We start from the raw sequence: 23,430 nt of genomic DNA, 5'->3' as shown, positions 1-23,430 counted from the left end.
GCGGGAAAGACAGCAATGATACCCTATCGTTCAAAGACATCGACCTCCGGACGGAACATGGCCGGCGCGCGCGCCCTGTGGCGTGCGACGGGCATGAAGGACAGCGACTTCGGCAAGCCGATCATCGCCATCGTGAATTCGTTCACCCAGTTCGTGCCCGGCCACGTGCACCTGAAGGACCTGGGCCAGATGGTCGCCCGCGAGGTGGAAAAGGCCGGTGGCGTGGCGAAGGAATTCAACACCATCGCGGTCGATGACGGCATCGCCATGGGCCATGACGGGATGCTGTATTCCCTGCCCTCGCGCGAGATCATCGCCGACAGCGTCGAATACATGGTCAACGCCCACTGCGCCGACGCCATGATCTGCATTTCCAATTGCGACAAGATCACGCCCGGCATGCTGATGGCGGCGATGCGGGTCGACATCCCCTCGATCTTCGTCTCCGGCGGGCCGATGGAGGCCGGCAAGGTCAATTTCGACGGCAAGGAAATCGCCGTCGACCTGGTGGATGCCATGGTGCAGGCAGCCAATCCGGACCTGAGCGACGAGCAGGTCAACGAATTCGAAGTGAACGCCTGCCCAACCTGCGGGTCCTGTTCCGGCATGTTCACCGCCAATTCGATGAACTGCCTGGCCGAGGCCCTGGGGCTTGCCCTGCCCGGCAACGGATCCACACTGGCCACCCACGCCGACCGCAAGGCGCTGTTCCTGGAAGCGGGCCGCAAGATCGTGGATCTCGCCAAGCGCTATTACGAAGGTGGCGACACCTCCGTCAGCCCCCGGGGCATCGCCACCCATGCCGCGTTCCAGAACGCGATGGCGCTGGACATCGCCATGGGCGGATCGACCAACACGGTGCTGCACCTGCTCGCCATCGCGCGCGAGGCCGAGGTCGATTTCACCCTGGACGACATGGACAAGCTGTCCCGCACGACGCCGTGCCTCTGCAAGGTCGCGCCGGCCGTGGGCGACGTCCACATGGAGGACGTCCACCGCGCGGGCGGCATCTTCGGGATCCTGGGCCAGCTGGACGATGCCGGCCTGATCAACCGCGACGTGACGACCGTCCACACCGCCACCCTGGGCGAGGCGATCGACCATTGGGATATCGCCCGCACCAAGGACAACAAGGTACACGAGCTGTTCAGCGCGGCCCCCGGCGGCGTGCGCACGACCGAGGCCTTCAGCCAGGCCAGCCGCTATCGCAGCCTGGACACCGACCGCGAAAAGGGCGTGATCCGGTCCAAGGACCATGCCTTCAGCCAGGACGGCGGCCTTGCGGTCCTGTTCGGCAACATCGCGCAGGAAGGCTGTGTCGTGAAGACGGCGGGCGTCGACGAAAGCATCCTGAAATTCAGCGGCCCCGCCAAGATCTGCGAAAGCCAGGAAGAGGCGGTGAACCGCATCCTGGGCAAGGAGATTCAGGCCGGCGACGTGGTCATCATCCGCTATGAAGGCCCGCGCGGCGGTCCCGGGATGCAGGAAATGCTGTACCCGACCAGCTACCTGAAATCGATGAAGCTGGGCAAGGCCTGCGCCCTGATCACCGATGGCCGTTTCTCCGGCGGCACGTCCGGCCTGTCGATCGGCCACGTCTCTCCCGAAGCGGCCGAAGGCGGCAATATCGGCCTGCTGGTCGAAGGCGACATGATCGAGATCGACATCCCCAACCGGACCATCAACGTGGCCCTGACCGACGCGGAACTGACCGCCCGCCGGACCGAGATGGAGGCCAAGGGCGATGCTGCCTGGAAGCCGGCCAAGCCGCGCAAGCGCAAGGTCAGCCGCGCGCTTCGGGCCTATGCCTCGCTGGTGGCGAATGCCAGCCACGGCGCCGTGCGCCTGGATCCGTGATCCTGCCGGACTGAAACAGACAGGCGCGCCCCGACTGCCCGGCGCGCCTGACCGTATCCGGGGCCGCCTTCGGACTGCCGGGGCAGAAGCCGCAGACAGGGCGGCGGCACGCCATCCCGTCCCCCTGCGACCCGGCTGTCGGACGCCCGCGTGCCATGCCCCCACGGCACGATCTGTGACCGGCACCGCGGCCCCCGCGATAGTCGCCCTTGCCCCCAGCCCAGACCAGGGGGCGCCGCCATGTGCGGACCGTCTTATCCGACGCGCCCCTGCGGCCCCGTCCCGGGCCGCGACCTGCGGGATCGCGGCAAAGACAGGGACCGCACCTGTAACAATCGGGCAGGAAGAGGCGCGCGGCTTTCGGAACTCCGGACGAATGTGACCGGATCCCGGCCAGAAATCCGCAGCAGCGGTCCTCGACCTCTGGATTTCCGCTAAGAAGTTCACACCGTCGGTACAGCCGTTGCGCAAAAGCCGGAAAGAACGCACATTGATAGGGCGAAGGGCCGCCGTTATGGCCCAGAGGCTTTACGAGATTGTAACGAAGTTAACGACCGATACGAGTTTGGACAGATCCGCGTAAGCCCGGCACGGCGCCGGCGGCGGTCAGCATAGAATTGGTTCAGCGTACTATAGGGTATCGCGAGTAATGCGGACGATGTCCGACTGGGGAGGAACTGCAGCATGACCAAGACCGAAAAAGACGGCACTCTCGTCGCCGATTTCGTCAACACCTCGTTGAACGTGAGACTTAGCGAAAAGCTGCAGACCACGTTGGGGCAGGATGGCGTGAACGCCTATGCCGTCTATTACGACGCCAACGGCAACAATCCGACCTGGACGACCCTTGTCGACAACGGATCGATCACCAGCAACGTCGAGATAAAAGGCCAAGCGATCGTCGGCCTGAACACGATCCCGCTGACCCAGACCGTCGACGGCGCCTTCGAGGGCATGAGCGGCGGCAAGGTCTATTTCCTGGTCCAGAGCCAGTCGGACAGCAACAAGACCGACCTGAAATCGGTACTGACTACCGAGAGCACGATCAACTGGGTTTCCTCGGACCAGTACGACTATCGCTATGACAGCTTCGAGGTCACGCTGGAAAACTCGCCCTTCGACCAGGGCAACCTGACCTCGGTCAACGGGTTCGGTCTGCCGATGAAGCTGGAGGTCACCTACAACGACGGCAAGACCCCGGCGACTGTGGGCTACAAGGTCCCCGGCAACACGATGTTCAAGGACTTTGACGATGCCAGCGCAGGCTCTGCCGTCAAGTTCTCGGAAGGGCCGCTGAAGGATGTCTATCGTGCCGGCATCGCGCCGGTCATTGCGCTGTCGAACGATCTGGGCCACTACTCTGCCGATGACTGGAACGCCTACCTGGACAAGGTGAAGGCGCCGGCCAGCGACATCGTCATCGCGGGCTATTTCAATGGGGCGCCCGACGCGAACAAAATCTGGCACGACGGCGCCTTCTATTCCTATCAGCTGAGCTGGGATTCCTCGGACGGCGGCCGCTTCTGGCTTGATCCGACCGGCACCAGCCAGGTCCGGGGCCGCATCCAGTTCACCGAGGCCGACCTGGCCAACAGCATCTATTCGACGCTGGGCAACGTGGGCATCTACGAAGAAGGATCGGACACGCCTTACCAGATCTTTGGTCACAATCCGTCCAAGCCGCTTTACAACAGCGACACAGAACTCGCCTCAATGAACTCGGGCGAGAACAACCAGTGGGGCGCCGTCATTGCCCAGTTCCTGACCGGCTTCACGGGCGGGTACTACAACTCGGTCGGCAAGTCGCTGAACGACGACAACAGCGACGCGATCGACCTGAACCAGAACATCAACTGGGATCCCACCTATGCCTTCGGCGCCCACCTCTCGTCGGGCGCACCGGACGGGTTCGACCCCTATTCCAAGGTCTTCTACGAAACCTCGAACTCCTACGGGTCGGGCTATACCGATAACCTGATGCGCGAATACAACCAGGGCTCGCCGCTGGTGTCGGTGTCGAACGCAAATGGCAGCAATGTCAACGAGCTGTCGATCACCATCTTCGACGACACCGAGACGCCCGACGGATATGTCGAGCCATTGATCTACAACTATATCGCGCCCGGCGATAAAGGGTACACGGAGGCCAAGGCAGGCACGAACACGTCCGGCAACAGCGTGGGCCTGAGCCTGTTCAACGCCGACATGATCGTGAAGGAAGACACGCCCATCACGATCGAGATCTACACCGACAAGGCCGATTCGAAAGGATCGCACTGGCAGTCGGTGACGATCCAGACCGATGCCAAGAGCAAGGACGCCAACTATCACACGTTGTGGCAGAATTGGGGCTTCCAGATCGATACCGACGGGACCTACAAGATCGTTCCAAGCGGCATCGTAACGACCGCGGGCAACCTGCTGCTGACCCAGTTCCCCGGGAACGAGGAAGGCGTGCACTGGTCCCGCATTACCATCGGTTCGGACGATGCGGCGAAGACCTTCAACCTTTACACCAACGTGCAGTCGGACGGCATGTTTCTGAACCCTGCGGTCCAGGGCGACCAGATCGGCCTGGCCGTCGACGGGCTGGCGCTTCTGACGCCGCAGCAATCCACGGCCGAAACCGTCCCGACCTTCAACGTGGGCTTCCTCTACAGCGCGACCTCGGTCCTGCCGTCCGACATGCTGGAGTACAATTACGCCGAAAGCCAGGCGACCGACTTCCCGACGCCCGCGGCACCGGTGGCCGGCACGCTGGATGGCGACAAGTTCGGCGCACTGTCCGGCCAGGACACGACCATGACCGCCACCAAGGCGACCTCGAAAAGTTCCGAGATCGCCTTTGGCTGGACCGGCGACAATGCCGATGCACCCACCGACTGGCTTGCCCATTATACCAACAAGGTCAATCCGCTGAACTACGCCCAGGTCTCGGTATCCTCTGGCAGCGGGCAGGCGATCACGCCGCTGCTGACCAATGGTGACCTGGACGGCATGTGGACGACCCGTGCCGCCACGCTGGGCAACGGCACCTATACCGTGACGATGAAGGAGTATCTGGCCAGCGATACAACACAGAAGACCCTGGTCGGCAAGGAAAGCAGCGCCCTGACCCTGACGGTCGATGTCGCCGAACTGGGGCTGGGCCGCGCACATGGCGGGCAAAGCCTGAGGCTCGACAACTCGGCGGACATGGCCGGCGACGTCGATGGCAACTGGGTGAAGCTGTCGGTCACCGACAGCCCGGCCGCAGCCGGCGCCGCGGTGGCGGTCGTGCTCCTGAACAAGAGCGGCGAACGGGTCGATCCCCACACGGGCGAGACCGGCGTTTCGGTCTCCGATGCCACGCTGACCACCATGGGCGGCGTGTCGTTCCAGGACGGATCGCTGAAGGGCACGCAGACCGTCTATCTGCCGGAAAACCTGCGGCTGGGCTTCGTGGCGCTGAACGCGACCGACTGGGACGACACGTCGGGGGTCGCCACCGTCTCGGTCGGTCCGAAGGGCGGGGCCGAGGTGACGGTGGGCGGTCACGTGCTGACCGCCGAAGTCGACAATACCCTGTCGGCCGCCGCGCTTCTGGCCGATGCCCAGCGTGCCACAGGCGAGGCGCTGGTCTATCTGAGCCACGGCACCCAGGTCATGGTCGACATGGCCGGCGATGCCGAAACCGGCAACCGCATGGGCTTTGTCCGGGTCGAGGTCGACACGGCGGACGACACCTGGACCGTCGACGGCGTCGCCGAGGGCGAGGCCGGCTTCAAGGCGGCAGTACGCGCCCAGATGGATGCGGAATTCTCTCTTCGCGGCAAGGGCCAGTTCGAGAAGGACGGCGTCTGGACCGTCGCGGGCGACACCGGCTTCTATGCCCCGGTGCTGATCAACAGCGCAGGAGAAGTGCTGTTCGCCCCGGCCGAAAACGGTGATGAAGGCGATGGCGACGCTCTGCGCGTGATGGGCGAGAACTTCTTCACCTTCGAGGACGGGACCGGCAGCCGCGACTATGACGACATGACGGTGCGGCTGACGCCGGTCACGGCCAGCGACGACGGCCGGCTGGACGGCACCACCTATGTGCCCCTGGTTCTGGAAGAAAAGGCTGTCGTGCGGGCCGGGGACAAGTTCGTGTCCTACACCCCGGACGACGGAGGCCCGGGCCACGGGCTGACGCTGCTGGCCACGGCCGACGATCCCGCGCACCTGAAGATCAAGGGCACGGCCATCTTCCACGGCGCAGGCGGCGTCGAGGTCGAGGGCGGCGGCGTCAAGGTGGTCGTGGGCGAGGACGGCAGGCTGGTCCTGCGCAGCGACGGGGACGGCGATGTCCTGGACATGGCCCGCGGGTCCGGTCCCGCCACCATCCTCAACGACGGGCTGATCAGCGGCAACATCTCGCTGCGCGATGGCGACGATGTGGTCCGGGGTCCGGGCGAGTTCGACGGCCACGTATCCATGGGCCGCGGGTCGGACCTGTTCGCCGGCGGTGCCGGCCAGGACAGCGTGCACGGCGGCCGGGGCATGGACCTGCTGAAGGGCGGCGCGGGCGAAGACAGCCTGCGCGGCGGGCGCGGCGACGACGTTCTGCGCGGCGGAAACGGCAACGACACGGTGACCGGCGGGCGTGGCAAGGACAAGCTTTACGGCGGGCAGGACGACGACATCCTGCACGGCGGCCGCGGCGCCGACCGCCTGCAGGGCGGCCTGGGCGAAGACAGCCTTCAGGGCGGGCGCGGCAACGACGTCCTGCTGGGCGGCGCAGGCGACGACGTCTTCGTCATGCAGCTTCAGAACGGCAACGACCGGATCAGGGATTACCACATCGGCGAGGACATCGTGGACCTGAGGGCCTTCGACCTGGCACCGGACGTGGCCGATGCCATGATTGCTGCGGCCATGGGTGAAGCGCCGAACGGCACGCTGCGTCTTGACCTCGAAGACCTGGGCGGTGCGGGCTCTGTCCGCTTTACGGGCCTTGACGGAACCGAGGCCGCGGATATCACCTTCCTTCTCTGATCCGGGAAGGCGCCTGCAATTGATCGATCGGGGGGTCTTCGGGCCCCCCGTTTCGCATTCCGCGACACGGGACCGGGTGGCAGAGCCCGCGATTTCGGGCTAATCCGCCGGGCAGGCACCGGCCGGATGGCGGCGCCGCCCCTTGGACCCCTGATCCCGGATCGCCTGCCATGACCCTGCCCTTCACCGTCACGCTTCTGACCGATCCCGCCGCACCCTCGCTGGAGATCCCCCTGGCCGAAGCGCTGCGCAATGCCTGGGGCGGTGGCCCGATCCGCTGGCTGGCCATGAACGAGGCCGCCGAATTCGCCGTGCCCGCCCTGCCCGACAACCGCTGGACCGTTTGGGAAGATCTGCAGGGCCAGCGCGTCGACATGGCGGTGCAGCCCACCGAAGGGCGACGGAAGAAGATGCTGCTGGCCGACATGGACAGCACCATGATCGAACAGGAATGTATCGACGAACTGGCCGATGTCGCCGGCGTCGGCGACCGGGTGAAGGCGATCACCGCCCGCGCAATGAACGGCGAACTGGACTTCGAAGGCGCCCTGCGCGAACGGGTGGGCCTTCTGGAAGGGCTGGATGCCGGCATCATCGAAGAGGTCATCGCAGAGCGCATCACCTATCGCGCCGGCGGATTGGAAGCTGTGACCACCATGCGCAAGGGCGGCTATGCCGCGCTAGTCTCGGGCGGGTTCACCGCCTTCACCGCGCGCGTCGCCTCGCATCTGGGTTTCGACGAAAACCGCGCCAACACGCTGGAGATCGCCGAAGGCCGCCTGACCGGCCGCGTGATCGACCCGATCCTGGGGCGCGAGGCCAAGGTCGAGGCGCTGGAGCAGATTACCGAACGGCTGGGCCTTTATCCGTCCGACGTCATGGCCGTGGGCGACGGCGCCAACGACCTGGCGATGCTGCACCGGGCAGGCACGGGCGTGGCGCTGCACGCCAAGCCCTCGGTCGCCGCGCAATGCGACGTTCGGATCAATTTCGGCGACCTGTCCGCGCTTCTGTTCCTTCAGGGTTACGCGGCGGACGACTTCCGCTGACCCTCCACCGGCCGAGCCTTCGCCGGTCACCCAAAATTTAACACTTCCGTTAATTAGCATCATGCGCAATAAAGAGCGGATGAGCGATGAACTTGTGAAATCCTTCTCGGCCCTGGCCGACCCCACCCGTCTGGCCATCGTCGAACGGCTGATGGCCGAAGGCGAATTGCCGGCCGGCGACATCGTGGCTGGCGTCGACATCACCGCTCCCGCTATCTCGCGCCATCTGAAGGTGCTGCGGGACGCCGGGCTGATCCGCCAGCGGGCCGAAGGGACGAAGCGGATCTATTCCGCCGATGCCCGGGGCCTGCGCCGGATCGCCGACTGGACCCTGTCGCGACGGATCTACTGGGACAGCCAGTTCGACCGGCTGGCCGCGGCCATAGATCTGGAAGGCGGCCCCGATGCCTGATCTGCACATGGAACGCGACTTCCCGCTTTCGCCCGAGGCACTGTTCGCCTGGGTGACGGATCCGGTGAAGCTCCTGTCCTGGTGGGGACCGGAAGGGATCTATGTCTCCGGCAGCGCGCCGGATTTCACAAGGGTAGGGCCATGGCAGTCGGTCATGACCAACGGGGTCGACCTGACGGTGCAGGTTTCGGGCCATGTGACCCATGTGACCCCCCCGAAATCCGTGGGGCTGACCTGGGCCTGGCACGATGTCGACGGACGCCGCGGACAGGAAAGCCACGTGACGTTCACGGTCGAGCCCGCCCCGTGCGGCGCGCGGCTGATCCTGGACCACCGCGACCTGACCGACGATGACAGCGCGGCGGACCACAAGCGCGGCTGGATCTCGACCTTCGCCAAGCTGGGCAAGATCATCATGGGGCCCTGACGGACAGGGACCGCAACGACAGGAAGGACACCAAATGACGGATTATCTTTTCGTGTACCACGGCGGCGCGGTCCCGCGGACGCCGGAGGAAGGCCAGAAGGCGATGGAAGCCTGGGGCGACTGGTTCGGTGCCCTGGGCGACGCCCTGGTCATCCCGGGCAACGCGGTGGGGGCATCCCGGACCGTGACCTCGTCCGGCGTAACCGATGACGGCGGGCCCAACCCGGCCTCGGGCTTCACCGTTGTGAAAGCGGACTCGCTCGAAGCCGCGATCGAGATGGCCAAGGGCTGCCCGATGGTCATCGACGGATCCGGCTCGGTCGAGGTCGCGCCGATCATCGAGATGTGACGGTCACGGCTGCCCCCCGCGGGTGCCGGAACGACGCCTGCGGGCGGGCGACTTCCGTCGCGCAGATCGCCGTTCGCAAATCCACCCGGTCCGACACGGCCGGCCTCGCGCCCGTCCCGGGCAAGGTGGGTGCCGCAGGCGACCGGCTTGGGCGGGCGGGTGGTCGGCCCGGGACGGGCGCGGGGCCGGCGGAACGCGCTCCACCCGACCCGAAGCCTGTCACTTCCTTTTGCGCGAGACCTTGCGGCTCTTGTCCTTGCCTCCCGGCTTGCCGGACCGTCCCCCCGGGCGTCCAGGCTTGCCGCGCATCGGCCGGCCCGACCGCGGCGGCGCCTTGGGCATGGCGCGGTCGTCCAGTTCCAGCAGCTCCAGCTCGATCCCGCCGGTCACGGGCGAGGCTTCGGCCAGCTTTACCTTCACCCTCTGACCCAGAGCGATTATCAGGCCCGTGTCGGCCCCCATCAGCGTGCCGGCCTCGTGATCGTACTTGAAATATTCCTGCCCCAGCTGCCGGATCGGGATCAAACCGTCGGCGCCGGTTTCGTCCAGTTTCACGAAGACGCCGAAGCGCGCGATGCCGCTGATCCGACCCGTGAACTCTGCCCCCACCCTCTCGGCCAGGTAGGCCGCAAGGTAGCGGTCGGTCGTGTCCCGTTCGGCCGTCATCGACCGGCGTTCCGTTTCCGAGATGTGGATGGCGGTCTTTTCCAGCACCTCGATCTCGCCCTCGGTCAGACCGTCCTTGCCCCAGCCGTGGGCCGCGATCAGGCCGCGGTGGACGATCAGGTCGGCATAGCGCCGGATGGGCGAGGTGAAATGCGCGTATTCCCGCAGGGCCAGGCCAAAATGGCCCAGGTTGTCGGGGCTGTAATAGGCCTGTGTCATCGACCGGAGCGTCGACATGTTGATCAGTTCGGCATCGTCGGACCCGGCCGCCTGGTTCAGCAGCTGGTTCAGGTGGCGTGTCTGCAACACCTGCCCCTTGGCCAACGCATAGCCCGCCGCCCGCGCGGTTTCGCGCAAGGCGTCCAGCTTCTGCTGCGACGGCTCCTCGTGCACCCGGAACAGGAGGGGCGACCGCTTGCGGCCCAGCGTTTCGGCCGCGGCGACATTGGCCAGGACCATGAATTCCTCGATCAGCTTGTGCGCGGTCAGCCGGTCGCGGAAATTGACCGACACGACCTTGCCTTCGTCGGACAGAACGATCTGGCGTTCCGGCAGGTCCAGGTCCAGCGGCTGGCGCGCATCCCGCGCCGCCGCCAACGCGTCATAGGCGCCCTTCAGGGGCTTCAACACCGTTTCCAGCAGCGGCCCGGCCTTGTCACCGGGCGCGCCGTCCAGCGCCGCCTGCACCTGTTCATAGGTCAGGGATGCAGCCGACCGCATCAGTCCCCGGACAAAGCGGTGGCCGATCTTCTTGCCGTCCTTGTCCAGCTGCATGCGCACGGCGATGCACGCCCGCGGCACGCCTTCGTGCAGCGAACACAGATCGCCCGACAGCCGTTCCGGCAGCATCGGCACGACCCTGTCGGGGAAATAGGTGGAATTGCCCCGGTGCAGGGCCTCGCGGTCCAGCGCGGTGCCGGGGCGCACATAGGCGGCGACATCGGCAATCGCGACCCACAGGACGAAACCGCCCTCGTTCGCCGGATCGTCGTCGACATGGGCATAGCACGCGTCGTCGTGATCGCGCGCATCGGCCGGGTCGATGGTGACGAACGGCATCTCGCGCAGATCCTCGCGGCCCTTCAGGCCCACGGGCTTCATCGCGTCGGCCTCGTCCAGCACCTCGACCGGGAAATCGTCCGGGATACCGTGTTCGTGGATCGCGATCAGGGACACCGCCTTGGGCCCGCTGGGATCGCCCAGCCGGCCGATGACCCGCGCCCGGGGCGAGCCCATGCGGACGGCGCGGGACGAACCGATCTGTTCCGCCTCGACCAGTTCGCCGTCCTTGGCGCCGTGCCGGTCGGCCTCGGCCACAGTCCAGTCGTTGTGGACGGCCTTGTCGATGGGCACGATCCGCCCGCCCTCGGCCCCCTTGCGGAAGACGCCCAGAACCCGGCGGGGATGTGTGCCGATACGGCGGATCAGGCGCGCCTCGTAATGATGATCCTCGCCCTGCACCAGTTGCAGGCGAGCCAGGATCCGGTCGCCGGCGGCCAGCGCCGGATCGCTCTCGCGCGGCAGAACCAGCACGACGGGCTCCACGCCCTCGCCATGCCATTCCAGCGGCCGGGCAAAGAGGTCGCCGTCGCTGTCGGGCGCGCGCACCTCCAGGACGGACACGGGCGGAAGCCGCTCCGGGTCGGTATAGCTGCGCTTGCGCTTGGCCAGGTGGCCTTCGTCTTCAAGCGTACGCAGGATGCGCTTCAGCTCGATCCGTTCGGCACCCTTGATGCCGAAGGCCTTGGCGATATCGCGTTTGCTGTTCTGTGTGGGATGCGCGGCGATCCAGTCGAGGATCTCGCGACGGTCGGGGATCCGTGTCATGCCCGGGATCTACCACGGGCCGCAGGCGGCGTCATGAGCAAATGGTGTGCGCCCCGGTGTGTGTGGGGGGGGGGTGAACGGCTTTCCGCCGGGCCCCGGCGCGTCGGCCGCACATGGCGGACAAGCGCGGCGGAAAGCCCCCTATGCCCCGCCCCCGGCCTGTCCGGTCCGGGTGCCCAGATCGGCCGGCGTATCGACATCCGCCAAGTGGTCGGCAAAGCGTACGCGCAGGGGCCGAAGCCCGGCCACTGTGTCCGCCAGCGCATGGGACGTGGACCAGCGGACGCGGTCCAGCGCGCCGGCCCGAAGCGCACGGCCCGCCAGCGCCGGATGACGCATCCCGATCAGCCAGTAGCCGCCATCCTCGGCCGGGCCCAGCACCGCATCCGCGCCCCGAAGGGCGTCGAAGGCCCGGGCGATATGGGAACGGTCGAGGCCGGGAATGTCCGCGCCGACAAGACAGACGGGACCGGGGGCGGCACCTGCGATCTGGCGCAGCATCCGGGTGCCCAGATGCCCCCTGCCCTGCGGCCGGCGGCGGATCGAAACCGGCCAGCATCGGGCGGCCATGCCTTCGCCATCGGGGCTGACCGCCAGCACCACCTGCCAGCGCGGGTCCGCGACCCGACGCAGCAGCCGCGCGGCCTGGTGGCGAAACCACCAGGCGGCAGCGGTCATCCCGATCCCGGCCCCCAGCCGCGTCTTGACGCGGCCCGGGCGCGGGACCTTGACCATCACGATCAGGGTACGCGTCACCACGTCAAGCGAAATAGCCCTTCAGCACGCGGGCATAGACCGCCTTCAGCTGGTGCACCTGGTCCACCGGCACCCGCTCGTCGACCTGGTGCATGCTTTCGCCCACCAGACCGAATTCGACCACCGGGCAGTGATCCTTGATGAACCGTGCATCCGACGTGCCGCCCGAGGTCGACAGGACCGGGGTCACACCCGTTTCCGCCTCGACCGCCTGGGCGACCAACTCCGACAGCGGCCCCGGCGGCGTCAGGAAGCTTTCGCCGGAAATCTTGATCTGCACATCGATCGCGACGCCGAATTCCGCCACGACCTCGGCCGCCTCGGCCTTCAGCCAGTCCGAGATCGAGGCACCCGAATGCGCGTCGTTGAAGCGGATGTTCACCCGGCCCATGGCCTTTTCCGGGATCACGTTGTTGGCCGGGTTGCCGGTATCCACCGTGACCACGGCCAGGGTCGAGGGATCGAAGTGATCGGTGCCCTTGTCCAGTTCGTGGCTGGCCAGCCGGTCCATCAGCCGGACCAGCGGCGGCAGCGGATTCTTAGCCCGGTGGGGATAGGCGGAATGCCCCTGAACGCCGGTCACAAGAAAATCCGCGGTCATCGACCCGCGGCGGCCGATCTTCATCATCTCGCCCATGTGGCTGGGACAGGTAGGTTCACCCACGATGCAGGCCGCCATCTTCTCGCCCGCCCGGTCCATGTAATCCAGAAGCGCCACCGTGCCATCGGTGGCCACGCCTTCCTCGTCGCCGGTAATGGCCAGCACCACGGCGCCATCGGGCGGCGTCTGGGTCACGAAATCGATGGCAGCGGCGGCAAAGGCCGCGACGCCCGACTTCATGTCCACCGCACCGCGGCCATAAAGGATGCCGTCCCGGATTTCCGCCCCGAAGGGATCGACCGTCCAGCTGGCAGGGTCGCCGGTCGGCACAACGTCGGTATGGCCGTTGAACCCGATCGTTTTCGGATGCCCCCTGGCGCCCCAGCGGGCATAGAGGTTCGACACCTCGCCCCGGTCAGCGCGCACGCATTCGAACCCGGCCGCCGACAGCGCATCGGCCAGCACCACCAGCGCCCCGCCTTCCGCCGGCGTGACCGAGGCGCACCGGACCAGCGCCGCCGTCAGCTCTACCGGATCGGTGCCAAAGGGGGTGCCGCTGGATGCTTCTGCCGCAGAGGTCATGCTGTTCTGTCTCCCATATCTCGTACGAACCTGAAACGCTTGGTCCGATTTGTCACCAGTTAAGCACGACGCACCCTAAAAACCGCATCGGCCCTGGGTCACCCCGTGCGCAAAGCGTCTTAACAGACAACCCCGGGGGTGATAGTTTTCAGTTCACGACAACCTGTCCGGGTCACGGCACGCAAATCGCACGTTAGAAGAGCCGACCCTTCACATAACTCGCAACGGCCCGACTTCGGACCAGTTCGACGAAATGAAGGGAAGGTGAAACCGCACTCCGATCCTGCCCGCCCATAGACGGCGGCAGGTCCGGATTACCGCCAGACCCTGGACGGACACATGGCCGCATAGATTGCCCCCAAGGGCAACGCATGGCAACAGGGGACGGTTTGAATGGTCAGTGCTTTCAGGTCACCGGTCGGTATCGTTGCGTCGGCAACGAATAGGGCAAAGCCGGTCTTCCGCGACAGCGGGCAGGCCCGACCTGCCTTCCATGGCGGGGATCGTCGCGCCCGGGGCATCCCCGGCCGGGGCGGGGCGGGCTTGCCCGCCGCCATGGCGGCGGACACCGGACGGATGCGGTCGACGGGGCAGGTCCGGACCTTCACCGGATCAAACCGCCTGTCGGCCCGGCGGACCGCATAGGCCATGGCATGGATCGCCCTTTCCGATGGCACCCACGGCCGGTTTGACCCCGCTGGCATCGACCCCCTGCCCCATGACAGCCCGCTGCCCGAAGCCGGGCCAAACACGGTTCTGAACCGCGGATCCCTGGTGATCGAGATCCGAGGCCTGGACAATGAATGGCTTGCCCCGATCCTGGACATCCGCCGCAGCAGCCCGTGTCCCTTCTGCCTGAGGCTGGGCCCGGACTACGACGGCGCGCTGCATTTCCAGCTGGGACAGGGCGACCACTTGACCGGCTGCCGGGTGCCGGTGACCGAAAACAGCACGGCCGAACGGCTGCGCCTGACCTATTCCTGGGACGTCGCCCTGCAGACGGCCCAGCTGACCGTGGTCGAGGTCGGCGCGGACACGCTGCACCTGCATAACCTGCCGGCGCCCCAGCCGATCCCGGTCGACGTCTTCGCCTGGCTGGTGGACCCCGGGAAATGCTCCTATCCACCCGGCCTGTCCTTTCTGGCGCTTTCGACCGATATCGTGGCAGCGGGCCCGGCACCGTCGCTTTGCCTCGACACGATTGTCTCCACCCTGGACGGCCCGACGCCTGTCGGCCACCTGCGCCGAGGCGACATGGTCGTGACCGGAAGCGGCGAGCCGCTGCCTGTTCTGGCAACGCTCTGCTGGCAGGTGCCGGCCATGGGCTCGTTCAAACCCCTGCAGGTCCGTCCGCCCTATTTCGGGCTGCGGCGCCCGATCACCATGGCCCCGTTCCAGCGCCTGTTCATGAGCGGCAACGATGTCGAGGACCTGTTCGGCCACGAACACGTGCTGGTGGCGGCCGAACACCTGCCCTCCTCGGTCCGCAACCGGATGCCGGACCGCTGGACCGTGCAATACGCCCAGATCCTTCTGCCGCGCCATGCCCGCGTGCGCGCCTCGGGTGCCGAGGTCGAAAGCCTCTATTTCGGAGAGATGGGCCGCAACCGCGACTGGCTGGTTGCCAGCCACCTGGACGGCCGCTGCCGGGTGCACCTGCCGGACCACGGCGCCCCGGCCTCCACTGTCCTGGGCCGGTTCGCCGCGTCGGTCCTGACCGAAGGCCGTGCCGCCTGACCGCCGGGGCCGACGGCATGCGACGCGATTGCCGGCCGGGCCGGCCGGTGCTAGCCTCGCACCTCGGGAGAGCTTTCGGGATCGATGACGCAGGACGACGCACAGACCAAGGCGATGACCTCTGCCGGGCTGAACCTGATCGCGCAGGCGCTCACGATCTATGACCGCGAACTGAAGCTTGCCGTCTGCAACGCCCCGTTCCAGGCCATGTTCGACCTGCCCGACTGGCTGACCACGCCCGGCGCTTCGTTCGAGGACACGATCCGGTATCTGGCAGAAAGCGGCGAATACGGGCCCCTGGACGATGTCGACGTCTATGTCGCCGACAAGGTCCAGATCTCGCGCGCGTTCGAACCGCATTATATGGAACGCACCCGGTCCAACGGGCGGACGATCTCGGTCGAGGGTTCGCCCCTGCCGCAGGGCGGCTGGGTCACCGTCTATACCGACATCACCCAGACGAAACGGTCCGAGGCGCTGCTGCGCGCCCGGTCCGAAGAACTCAGCGACCGGCTGGTCAGCCATTCCGAAGACCTGGCTGCCGCCAACCGGGAACTGGCGGCCACCAACGCCGCCCTGGCCGAGGCCAAGCGCGAACTGACAGAGATCGAGGCGCGGACGCGCCTGGTGACCGAGATGATGCCGGCCCATATCGCCCACGTAAACGCGGCGGGGCAGTACACCTATTCGAACCGGCGGCTGTCGGCGATCATGCCTGGACGGCCGGCCGATGTGATGGGCATGACCCTGGCCCAGGCCGTGGGCCCGCAGATCTATCCCATGATCCACCCGCACCTGCAGGCGGCCTTCCGGGGCGAGAGCGCTGTCTTCGAATTCACCGAACCCCAGGACGCCCGCCGCCTGCGGGCGGCGTTCACGCCCGATGGCCAGGGCGGCGCCTATATCCTGTCGATGGACGTCACGGCCGAAACCCAGGCCCGCGCGGCCCTGCAACAGTCCCGCCGGCGCGAAATCGCGGCCCAGATGACCAGCGGGATTGCCCACGACTTCTCGAACCTGCTGACCATCATCCTCGGCATGCAAAGCCGCCTGTCCAGGATGGATCTGGAGCCCGAGGCCGCAGGTCTGGTCGCCGCCACCCGCGCGGCCGCGGACCGCGGCGGGCGGTTGCTGCACCGGCTGGCCGACATGACCGGCCAGCGCACGCCAAGGCCCCAGGCGACCGACATGCATGCCTTCCTGGCGGACCTGAAGCTCCTGGCAACGCCCAGCCTGCCCCAGGCGGTGGAAATGACGGTGCTGGACCATTGCCCCGACCGGCCGCTGATGCTGGATCCGGGGATGTTGCAGGACGCGCTTCTGAACCTGATCCTGAACGCGCGCGATGCCTGCAGCAACGGCGGGCAGATCACGATCACCGCCCATCCCGTGTCCGACATCTGGCTGGAACTGGCAGTCGCCGACACCGGAACGGGCTTCTCGCCCGAGGCGCTGGAAAAGGCGCTGCACCCGTTCTTCACGACCAAGGGCGATGCCGGGTCAGGCCTGGGCCTGCCGATGGTCTACGACATGGTCAAGATGGCCGGAGGCACGATGGATCTGGGCAACTGGTCCGGCGGGGCCGAGGTGCGCCTGCGCCTGCCGCTGCGCCTTGCCCCCGCGGGCATCGGCGGCCTGGCCCTTCTGGTCGAGGACAATGTCGACCTGCGCACCGATTATCGCGCGATCCTGATGTCGCTGGGCTACGCCGTGATCGAGGCGACCTCGGTCGAGGAGGCGCGCACGCTTCTGGCCGACCTCGACGACATCGCCCTGATCCTCTCGGACATCCGCCTGGAAGGCTCGGCCACCGGTCTCGATCTCGCGGCCGAGACCAGGGCGGGGCAGACCCCCCTGGTCCTGATGACCTCGCTTCCGGTCGACGACCCCCTGCACCGGGCCGCCCTGACCCACGGCCCGGTGCTGCAGAAACCCTTCACCGTCGGCCGCCTGGCCGCCCTGCTTGGCCAGGCCGAAGCCGCATGAGGACACCATGACCCGCACCGACGGAGCCCTGATCTGGATCCTCGACGACGAACCCGAGGTCCGCCAGATCCTCACCGATGCGCTGGAAGAGGCCGGCTATCGTACCCAGTGTTTCGGCCGCGCCCGCGCTTTCGAGGCGGCATTGCAGCGCGCCACCCCGGACCTGTGCCTGGTGGACCTGTCGCTGCCGGATACCGACGGGCTGGCCCTGGTCCACCGGCTGGCACTGGAACAGGGCGCGGCGGTGATCATCATCTCGGGCCGGGTACAGGTGCAGGACCGTGTGACGGGCCTGGAACTGGGCGCGGACGACTACATCACGAAACCTTTCGACCCGGCCGAAGTGCTGGCGCGGATCCGCGCCCGCCTGCGCAGCCGAGGCGCGGCGCCCCAGTCCGGCCAGCGCGCGGCCTTCGCCGGCTGGGTCGCCCATTTCAACCGTTACGCGCTCGAAAACGGCGACGGCACCGAAACCGGCTTTTCCCACGCGGAAGGAGAGGTCCTGCGCCTGTTCCTGGAAAACCCCAAGCGCCTGATCAGCCGGACCCAGATGCAGGACACCCTGGGCGGCACGGCCGGCGAAAGCTTCGACCGCGCGATGGATGTCCGCATCTCGCGCCTGCGCGCCAAGCTGGGCGAGGATCCGAAAAACCCGCGCCTTATCAAAACGATCTATGGCGCAGGCTATATCTTCCTGGGCGACGTCGACTGGAGCTGAGTCACTGAGCGTCGCCGGCAGAGCGGGGACGCTGTCCCCGCACCCCTGAGGTATTTGAAGATCAAAGAAGACAGGGCGCGCACCCAGATTCTTCTCTTTTCCCAAATACTCCCGCCGGAGGCAGTCCAATGCGCAAGGCGTTTCCGGCGTCGGGAATCCTGCGCAGGGCGGCGTCTGCCCCGCCGTCCCCGGCCGGAAACGGCGGCGCGGTGAACCCCGCCCTACCGCGGTTTCGGACGGGCCGCGTCAAGGGCGGCCGTCAGCACTGCGCGGTCGCCGATCTGGTTGGCCAGGATCAGGATCAGACGGGCGTTCAGCGCCGCGCTTTCATCGTCGCTCAGGCCGTCATGGGCGGCGATCAGGTCGGAATAGAAACCGTCGCCGTCGGGGATGTTGGGGGTCGTGGTCAGGATGGTCATCGGTCATGCCCTTTCCCGCAGGCGGCCCGCAGCGCGGCCCGCAGCGCCGGCTCGTCATAGCGATCCCAGCGCGCCGCGACGTGCTGGTCGGGGCGGATCAGATAGACGGCCGACATGGCAGCGCCCAGATAGCGTTCGGCCAGCGCACCGGTCGTATCGTCCGCGGCCGACAGCGCCAGGCGCGTGGCGGTCACGCCGTCCTCGGCCACCGCGTCCGGCGCTTCGGCATCCACGGTCAGGATCGTGAAGCGCCCGCCCAGTTGCGGCAGCAGGAAGCCGTTGCCCAGGGGGGCGTCCGGGCAGGGGCTGCCGACGCGGCTGCGCAGGGGGCCGCCGGGCAGCGCATCGGGCCCGTTCAGCGGCAGACCGTCATAGACACAGGGCACCGACAGCCGGCCGGAATTCACCAGCGGGCGGGCGAACTCGTATTCTTGCGCCAGGTCCAGCACTGCGTTCCGGAAAACATGGCTGATCTTCGACTTGGGCGTGATGAAATCCGTCGACCGGGTGGAGTTCAGGATGTTCTCGTCCGCGCCGTGGCGGCGTTCCGCGCAATAGCTGTCCAGCAGCGCGTCCGGTGCCTCGCCCCGGATGACCATGCCCAGTTTCCAGCCCAGATTGTCGACGTCCTGCATACCGGAATTGGCGCCGCGCGCCCCGAAGGGCGAAACCTGATGTGCCGAGTCGCCGGCGAAGATCACCCGCCCGTGCCGGAACTTCTTCATCCGACGGCACTGGAAGGTGTAGATCGACGTCCAGACCAGTTCGTATTCGACGTCCGGACCCAGCATCGCATCGAGCCTGCGGCGGACGTTCTCCTCTTTCAGTTCTTCCTTGCGATCCACGTCCCAGCCGATCTGGAAGTCCACCCGCCAGACGCCATCGGGCTGCTTGTGGAGCAGCGTCGACGCGCCCGCCTTGTGCCAGGGCTCGAACCAGAACCAGCGTTCGGTCGGGAAATCCGCCTTCATCGTGATGTCGGCGATCAGGAAGCTGTCCTGGAACACCCGCCCGTCGAAATCGAGCCCCATCATCCCGCGCAGCGGCGATCCGGCACCGTCGCAGCCGATCAGCCAGTCCGCTTCCAGGACATACCCCCCTTCGGGGGTTTCGACCTGGAGACGCGTGTGATCGTCGAAGATCTCGACCGACTGCACGCGGTTCTTGCCCCGGATCTCGATGGGCGCGCCGGCCGCTTGCGCCTCGCGGACGCGTTCCACCAGGAACTTCTCGAAATAGGGTTGCTGCAGGTTGATGAAGGCCGGGAAACGGTGACCGGCCTCGGGCAGGAGGTTGAATTCATAGACCTTGCGGTCCTCGTGAAAGACCTTGCCCAGATTCCAGACGACGCCCTTGTCCAGCATCGGTTCGGCCGCCCCGTAGCGGTCCGCGATTTCAAGGCAGCGCTTGGCGAAACAGATCGCGCGGCTGCCCTGGCCGATGCCTTCGTGGTCGTCCAGCACCAATACGGGGATGCCCTGCAAACCCAGATCCAGCGCCATGGCGACGCCGATGGGCCCGCCACCCTGCACCACGACCGGATGCCGGACTGGCGCCTCGGCGTCCTGGTCGGGCGAATGTTCATAGGGGTAAAGCCGGAAAGCCAGCGCATACCTGTCGTCTAGCATGTCTCCTCCTCCCGGACGGCCCTTAGCCGTCCAGCCATGCCTTGGCCGATGTCACGCGGCCATAATCCAGATGAAAATCGTCCAGTTGGGGCGGCGCAAGGCCTGCGTCCTGCACCTGCACATGGGCCTGTCCGCGATGGTGGATCTGGTGCTGGAACAGGTGCAGCAGCAGCGCATCCACCCGTTCCGGCACCGCACCCGTGGCGCGGGCCGTGTCGCGCGTCTGGCCCAGCGCCGCCACGCCCAGCCCCTTGCAGAACGCAATCAGCCGCCGGTCCTGCACCAGTTGCGCGGCATAGAGCGCCGCGGGGTCGGTAATGTCCGGCGCCTCGAACCGTTCATAGGGCAGCGCGTGCCCTTCCAGCGCGGCCAGGTAGAACCGGTCGACCAGCAGAATATGGTTCAGCGTCGCCGCGATGGACGGAAAGAACCCCGGGCGGGGGGCGGTGAACGCCGTCTCGCCCATGTCCGCCACCGCTTCATGCAGCACCTCGTTCGCCCAGGCGTTGTTCAGCGCCATCGTGACGAAAGGTGCGACCGCGCTCATCCCTGCAGGTCCGCCCACATGGCCTGGTCGCGTTCCGCAGTCCAGATCCGGGGCGTGTCGATGCCGCGGGCCTCGTCATAGGCGCGGGCGACGTTGAAGGGCAGGCAGTGTTCATAGATCGCGTAGTCGGCAAATTTCGGGTCACAGGCCGCGCGGACGGCGTCCCACGCCTCTTTCAACGTGCCCCCGCGGGCCACGATCTTCTCCACCGGCTTGTAGGTCGACCGCACGAAGTCCTTCGTGTTCTCGATGGCCGCGGTCACCATTTCGGTTCCCACCAGCGCATCGCCCCGACCCGGTGCGATGGCGCGCGGCTCATAGCTCGCCACCACATCCAGCGTGTCCGGCCAGTCGTTGAAATGCCCGTCGCCGCAATAGCAGGCGGAATGGTATTCGACGATGTCCCCGGTAAACAGCACTTCCTGATCCGGCACCCAGACCACTGCGTCGCCTGCGGTATGGGCGCGGCCCACGCATTCGATGTCGACCCGGCGGTTGCCCAGGTAGACGGTCATGCTGTCGCTGAAGGTGGTGGTGGGCCAGGTCAGGCCGGGGATTTCCTCGTGCCCCTGGAACAGGCGCGGGAAGCGGCCGAATTCGCTGTCCCAGTCCTCCTGCCCGCGTTCGGCCACCATGGCCCGGGCCACGTCGGACATGATGACCTCGCGCGCACCATAGGCCGAGGCGCCAAGCACGCGAACCGCGTGATAGTGCGTCATCACAAGGTGGCTGATCGGCTTGTCGGTCACGGACCGCACGCATTCGATCACCTTGCGGGCCAGCCGCGGGGTGGCCTGTGCTTCGACGATCATCACGCTTTCGTCGCCGATGATGACGCCAGTGTTCGGATCGCCCTCGGCGGTGAAGGCATAGAGCCCTTCGCCCACTTCGGTGAAGGAGATCTTCTTTTCGCTCATGTCGCCTTGCGACGCGAATGCCTTGGCCATGTCGTTAGTCCTCGTCCAAAAATTCCAGTCGGTTGCCGAACGGATCCGCGCAGAAGAAGCGCCGGCGTCCTGCAATCGCGTTGTCCCAGTTTACCTCGTACCCCGCCGCCGCCAAAGCGCCAGCCAGTTCGTCCAGCGCGGTGCAGCGGAACCCGGGATGCGCCTTGGCCGCCGGCCGGAAGGGCCGTTCGACGCCCAGATGCAGTTCGGTTCCCGCCAGCCGGAACCAGACCCCGCCCCGCGCCTTCAGCGCTGCGGGCTTCTCGATCTCGGTCAGTCCGACGAGGTCCGACCAGAAGGCGCGGGCCAGATCCTCGGCGCCTTCGGGCATCGCCAGTTGCACATGGTCGAGGGCCAGCATCATGGGGTCCGGCCCCCGGACCGGCGCCGGGCCGGTTCGGGGCTCGGGTTACTTCTTGCCGGGAGTGCCATCGAACTTCTTCTCCAGGCTGTCCCAGCAGTCGATGTAGTTGTCCTGCAGCGGTGCCTCCTGCGCGGCGAAGGCGGTCAGGTGCTGCGGGAAGCGCGTCTCGAACATGAAGGACATGGTATTGTCCAGCTTGTGCGGCTGCAGGTCCGCATTCGACGCGCCTTCGAAGGCGTCGCGGTCGGGGCCGTGGGGCAGCATCATGTTGTGCAGGCTCATGCCCCCCGGAACGAAGCCCTGCGGTTTCGCGTCGTACTGGCCATAGATGTTGCCCATCATCTCGGACATGACGTTCTTGTGATACCAGGGGGGGCGGAACGTGTCCTCGGCCACCATCCAGCGCTCGCGGAAGAGGACGAAGTCGATATTGGCCGTTCCCTCGACCCCGGAGGGCGCGGTCAGCACGGTGAAGATCGACGGGTCCGGGTGGTCGAACAGGATCGCGCCGACCGGGCAATAGGTCTTCAGGTCGTATTTCACCGGCGCGTAGTTGCCGTGCCAGGCCACGACGTCCAGCGGCGAATGGCCGATCTTCGTCTCATGGAACTGGCCGCACCACTTGATGGTCAGCGTCGACGGGACCTCGCGGTCTTCGAAGGCCGCGACCGGCGACTTGAAATCGCGGCGATTGGCCATGCAGTTCGCGCCGATGGGCCCACGGCCCGGCAGGGCGAACTTCTGGCCATAGTTCTCGCACACAAAGCCGCGGCACGGGCCGTCCAGCACCTCGACCCGGTAGACCAGGCCGCGGGGCAGGATCGCGATTTCCTGCGGTTCGACATCGATCACGCCCAGTTCGGTGCAGAAGCGAAGCTTGCCCTCCTGCGGGACTACCAGAAGCTCGCTGTCGGCGGAAAAGAAGTATTCGTCGACCATCGAGTCGGTGACCAGATAGATATGGCTGGCCATACCGACCTGCGTGTTCACGTCGCCGGCGGTGGTCATGGTGCGCATACCGGTCAGCCAGGTCAGGTGCTGGTCGGAATGGGGCACCGGGTCCCAGCGGTACTGCCCCAGGCTGATCACGTCCGGATCCACGTGGGGGGCGGTCTTCCAGTAAGGCAGGTCGATCTTCTTGTAGCGCCCCGAATGCTTTACCGACGGGCGGATGCGATAGCACCACGTCCGTTCGTTCTGATGCGCGGGCGCCGTGAAGGCCGTGCCCGACAGCTGTTCGCCATAAAGCCCATAGTTGCACTTCTGGGGCGAGTTCATGCCTTGCGGCAGGGCGCCCGGCAGGGCCTCTGTTTCGAAATCGTTGCCGAAGCCGGGCATGTAGCCTTCGTGCGTGCCGGTCCCGCCGGCCGCGCGCACCATGCCCTTGGGCAGTTCATGTCTGGTCATCGCTGGTCCTCCCGGATGTCGCCCCGACCCGGGGTCCTGACCCAAAGGTGCACGGCGGAATCGCTTGAACGGATTAAACGTAGCAGATGCAACGATGTCAAGAAATCGTCGCATCTGCTACGAAATCTCTTGCGG

The 23,430-nt window shown here is 66.5% G+C and carries 18 protein-coding genes; 9 read left to right on the top strand and 9 right to left on the bottom strand.

Annotated features, from left to right (window positions below; genetic code table 11):
- The first annotated feature begins 15 nt into the window (after positions 1–15).
- The 6 genes from ilvD to FQK05_RS08865 all read left to right on the top strand — a co-directional run bounded on the left by ilvD (position 16) and on the right by FQK05_RS08865 (position 9,110).
- Positions 16–1,857, top strand: coding sequence for a dihydroxy-acid dehydratase (gene ilvD, locus FQK05_RS08890; RefSeq protein ID WP_158965789.1), 1,842 nt, complete (start codon positions 16–18; stop codon positions 1,855–1,857).
- A gap of 684 nt (positions 1,858–2,541) precedes the next feature.
- Positions 2,542–6,873, top strand: coding sequence for a hypothetical protein (locus FQK05_RS08885; RefSeq protein WP_158965787.1), 4,332 nt, complete (start codon positions 2,542–2,544; stop codon positions 6,871–6,873).
- Between the two features lie 170 nt (positions 6,874–7,043).
- Positions 7,044–7,922, top strand: coding sequence for a phosphoserine phosphatase SerB (serB, locus tag FQK05_RS08880; protein WP_158965785.1), 879 nt, complete (start codon positions 7,044–7,046; stop codon positions 7,920–7,922).
- Positions 7,923–8,001: 79 nt separating this feature from the next.
- Complete coding sequence (locus FQK05_RS08875) at positions 8,002–8,334, top strand: ArsR/SmtB family transcription factor (RefSeq protein ID WP_158965783.1); 333 nt, start codon at positions 8,002–8,004, stop codon at positions 8,332–8,334.
- Positions 8,327–8,761, top strand: coding sequence for an SRPBCC family protein (locus tag FQK05_RS08870; RefSeq protein WP_158965781.1), 435 nt, complete (start codon positions 8,327–8,329; stop codon positions 8,759–8,761). Before FQK05_RS08875 ends, FQK05_RS08870 begins: the two co-directional genes overlap by 8 nt.
- A 34-nt stretch (positions 8,762–8,795) precedes the next feature.
- Entirely contained in the window at positions 8,796–9,110 is a 315-nt protein-coding gene (locus tag FQK05_RS08865; RefSeq protein ID WP_158965779.1) for a YciI family protein, read from the top strand.
- A gap of 219 nt (positions 9,111–9,329) precedes the next feature.
- On the opposite strand, the gene rnr is transcribed toward FQK05_RS08865, so the two are convergent.
- The 3 genes from rnr to dapE all read right to left on the bottom strand — a co-directional run bounded on the left by rnr (position 9,330) and on the right by dapE (position 13,542).
- Entirely contained in the window at positions 9,330–11,603 is a 2,274-nt protein-coding gene (rnr, locus tag FQK05_RS08860; RefSeq protein ID WP_158965777.1) for a ribonuclease R, read from the bottom strand.
- Positions 11,604–11,744: 141 nt separating this feature from the next.
- Positions 11,745–12,359, bottom strand: coding sequence for a TIGR04282 family arsenosugar biosynthesis glycosyltransferase (locus FQK05_RS08855; protein WP_158966056.1), 615 nt, complete (start codon positions 12,357–12,359; stop codon positions 11,745–11,747).
- Positions 12,360–12,363: 4 nt separating this feature from the next.
- A complete protein-coding gene (dapE, locus tag FQK05_RS08850; protein ID WP_158965775.1) occupies positions 12,364–13,542 on the bottom strand; it encodes a succinyl-diaminopimelate desuccinylase in 1,179 nt (392 codons plus the stop codon).
- A gap of 648 nt (positions 13,543–14,190) precedes the next feature.
- Between dapE and FQK05_RS08845 the strand changes: the two genes are divergently transcribed.
- The 3 genes from FQK05_RS08845 to FQK05_RS08835 all read left to right on the top strand — a co-directional run bounded on the left by FQK05_RS08845 (position 14,191) and on the right by FQK05_RS08835 (position 17,983).
- A complete protein-coding gene (locus FQK05_RS08845; RefSeq protein ID WP_158965773.1) occupies positions 14,191–15,279 on the top strand; it encodes a Hint domain-containing protein in 1,089 nt (362 codons plus the stop codon).
- An 84-nt stretch (positions 15,280–15,363) separates the two neighbouring features.
- On the top strand, positions 15,364–17,265 hold the full coding sequence (locus FQK05_RS08840; RefSeq protein ID WP_158965771.1) for a hybrid sensor histidine kinase/response regulator: 1,902 nt from the start codon (positions 15,364–15,366) through the stop codon (positions 17,263–17,265).
- Positions 17,266–17,272: 7 nt separating this feature from the next.
- Positions 17,273–17,983 (top strand): response regulator transcription factor, encoded by a 711-nt coding sequence (locus tag FQK05_RS08835; RefSeq protein WP_158965769.1) that lies wholly within the window; start codon positions 17,273–17,275, stop codon positions 17,981–17,983.
- Between the two features lie 221 nt (positions 17,984–18,204).
- On the opposite strand, the gene FQK05_RS08830 is transcribed toward FQK05_RS08835, so the two are convergent.
- The 6 genes from FQK05_RS08830 to hmgA are packed head-to-tail and all read right to left on the bottom strand — an operon-like array spanning position 18,205 to position 23,295.
- Entirely contained in the window at positions 18,205–18,402 is a 198-nt protein-coding gene (locus tag FQK05_RS08830) for a DUF2783 domain-containing protein (RefSeq protein ID WP_158965767.1), read from the bottom strand.
- A complete protein-coding gene (locus tag FQK05_RS08825; RefSeq protein WP_158965765.1) occupies positions 18,399–20,030 on the bottom strand; it encodes an FAD-dependent oxidoreductase in 1,632 nt (543 codons plus the stop codon). Before FQK05_RS08825 ends, FQK05_RS08830 begins: the two co-directional genes overlap by 4 nt.
- Before the next feature lie 22 nt (positions 20,031–20,052).
- On the bottom strand, positions 20,053–20,577 hold the full coding sequence (locus FQK05_RS08820) for a DinB family protein (protein WP_158965763.1): 525 nt from the start codon (positions 20,575–20,577) through the stop codon (positions 20,053–20,055).
- Complete coding sequence (locus FQK05_RS08815) at positions 20,574–21,524, bottom strand: MBL fold metallo-hydrolase (RefSeq protein ID WP_158965761.1); 951 nt, start codon at positions 21,522–21,524, stop codon at positions 20,574–20,576. Before FQK05_RS08815 ends, FQK05_RS08820 begins: the two co-directional genes overlap by 4 nt.
- Before the next feature lie 4 nt (positions 21,525–21,528).
- Complete coding sequence (locus tag FQK05_RS08810; RefSeq protein ID WP_199252624.1) at positions 21,529–21,885, bottom strand: VOC family protein; 357 nt, start codon at positions 21,883–21,885, stop codon at positions 21,529–21,531.
- Between the two features lie 48 nt (positions 21,886–21,933).
- On the bottom strand, positions 21,934–23,295 hold the full coding sequence (hmgA, locus tag FQK05_RS08805) for a homogentisate 1,2-dioxygenase (protein WP_158965757.1): 1,362 nt from the start codon (positions 23,293–23,295) through the stop codon (positions 21,934–21,936).
- Positions 23,296–23,430: the final 135 nt, after the last annotated feature.

Source organism: Chachezhania sediminis, assembly GCF_009765275.1.
Lineage (GTDB): Bacteria > Pseudomonadota > Alphaproteobacteria > Rhodobacterales > Rhodobacteraceae > Chachezhania > Chachezhania sediminis.
Note: the sequence above shows the minus strand (reverse complement) of the source record. Positions and strands in the feature narration are given on the sequence as shown.

Coding starts and splice junctions, on each gene's coding strand:
- ilvD (WP_158965789.1), top strand. CDS start 16: ATGATACCCTATCGTTCAAAGACATCGACCTCCGGACGGAACATGGCC.
- FQK05_RS08885 (WP_158965787.1), top strand. CDS start 2,542: ATGACCAAGACCGAAAAAGACGGCACTCTCGTCGCCGATTTCGTCAAC.
- serB (WP_158965785.1), top strand. CDS start 7,044: ATGACCCTGCCCTTCACCGTCACGCTTCTGACCGATCCCGCCGCACCC.
- FQK05_RS08875 (WP_158965783.1), top strand. CDS start 8,002: ATGAGCGATGAACTTGTGAAATCCTTCTCGGCCCTGGCCGACCCCACC.
- FQK05_RS08870 (WP_158965781.1), top strand. CDS start 8,327: ATGCCTGATCTGCACATGGAACGCGACTTCCCGCTTTCGCCCGAGGCA.
- FQK05_RS08865 (WP_158965779.1), top strand. CDS start 8,796: ATGACGGATTATCTTTTCGTGTACCACGGCGGCGCGGTCCCGCGGACG.
- rnr (WP_158965777.1), bottom strand. CDS start 11,603: ATGACACGGATCCCCGACCGTCGCGAGATCCTCGACTGGATCGCCGCG.
- dapE (WP_158965775.1), bottom strand. CDS start 13,542: ATGACCTCTGCGGCAGAAGCATCCAGCGGCACCCCCTTTGGCACCGAT.
- FQK05_RS08845 (WP_158965773.1), top strand. CDS start 14,191: ATGGCATGGATCGCCCTTTCCGATGGCACCCACGGCCGGTTTGACCCC.
- FQK05_RS08840 (WP_158965771.1), top strand. CDS start 15,364: ATGACGCAGGACGACGCACAGACCAAGGCGATGACCTCTGCCGGGCTG.
- FQK05_RS08835 (WP_158965769.1), top strand. CDS start 17,273: ATGACCCGCACCGACGGAGCCCTGATCTGGATCCTCGACGACGAACCC.
- FQK05_RS08830 (WP_158965767.1), bottom strand. CDS start 18,402: ATGACCATCCTGACCACGACCCCCAACATCCCCGACGGCGACGGTTTC.
- FQK05_RS08825 (WP_158965765.1), bottom strand. CDS start 20,030: ATGCTAGACGACAGGTATGCGCTGGCTTTCCGGCTTTACCCCTATGAA.
- FQK05_RS08820 (WP_158965763.1), bottom strand. CDS start 20,577: ATGAGCGCGGTCGCACCTTTCGTCACGATGGCGCTGAACAACGCCTGG.
- FQK05_RS08815 (WP_158965761.1), bottom strand. CDS start 21,524: ATGGCCAAGGCATTCGCGTCGCAAGGCGACATGAGCGAAAAGAAGATC.
- FQK05_RS08810 (WP_199252624.1), bottom strand. CDS start 21,885: ATGCTGGCCCTCGACCATGTGCAACTGGCGATGCCCGAAGGCGCCGAG.
- hmgA (WP_158965757.1), bottom strand. CDS start 23,295: ATGACCAGACATGAACTGCCCAAGGGCATGGTGCGCGCGGCCGGCGGG.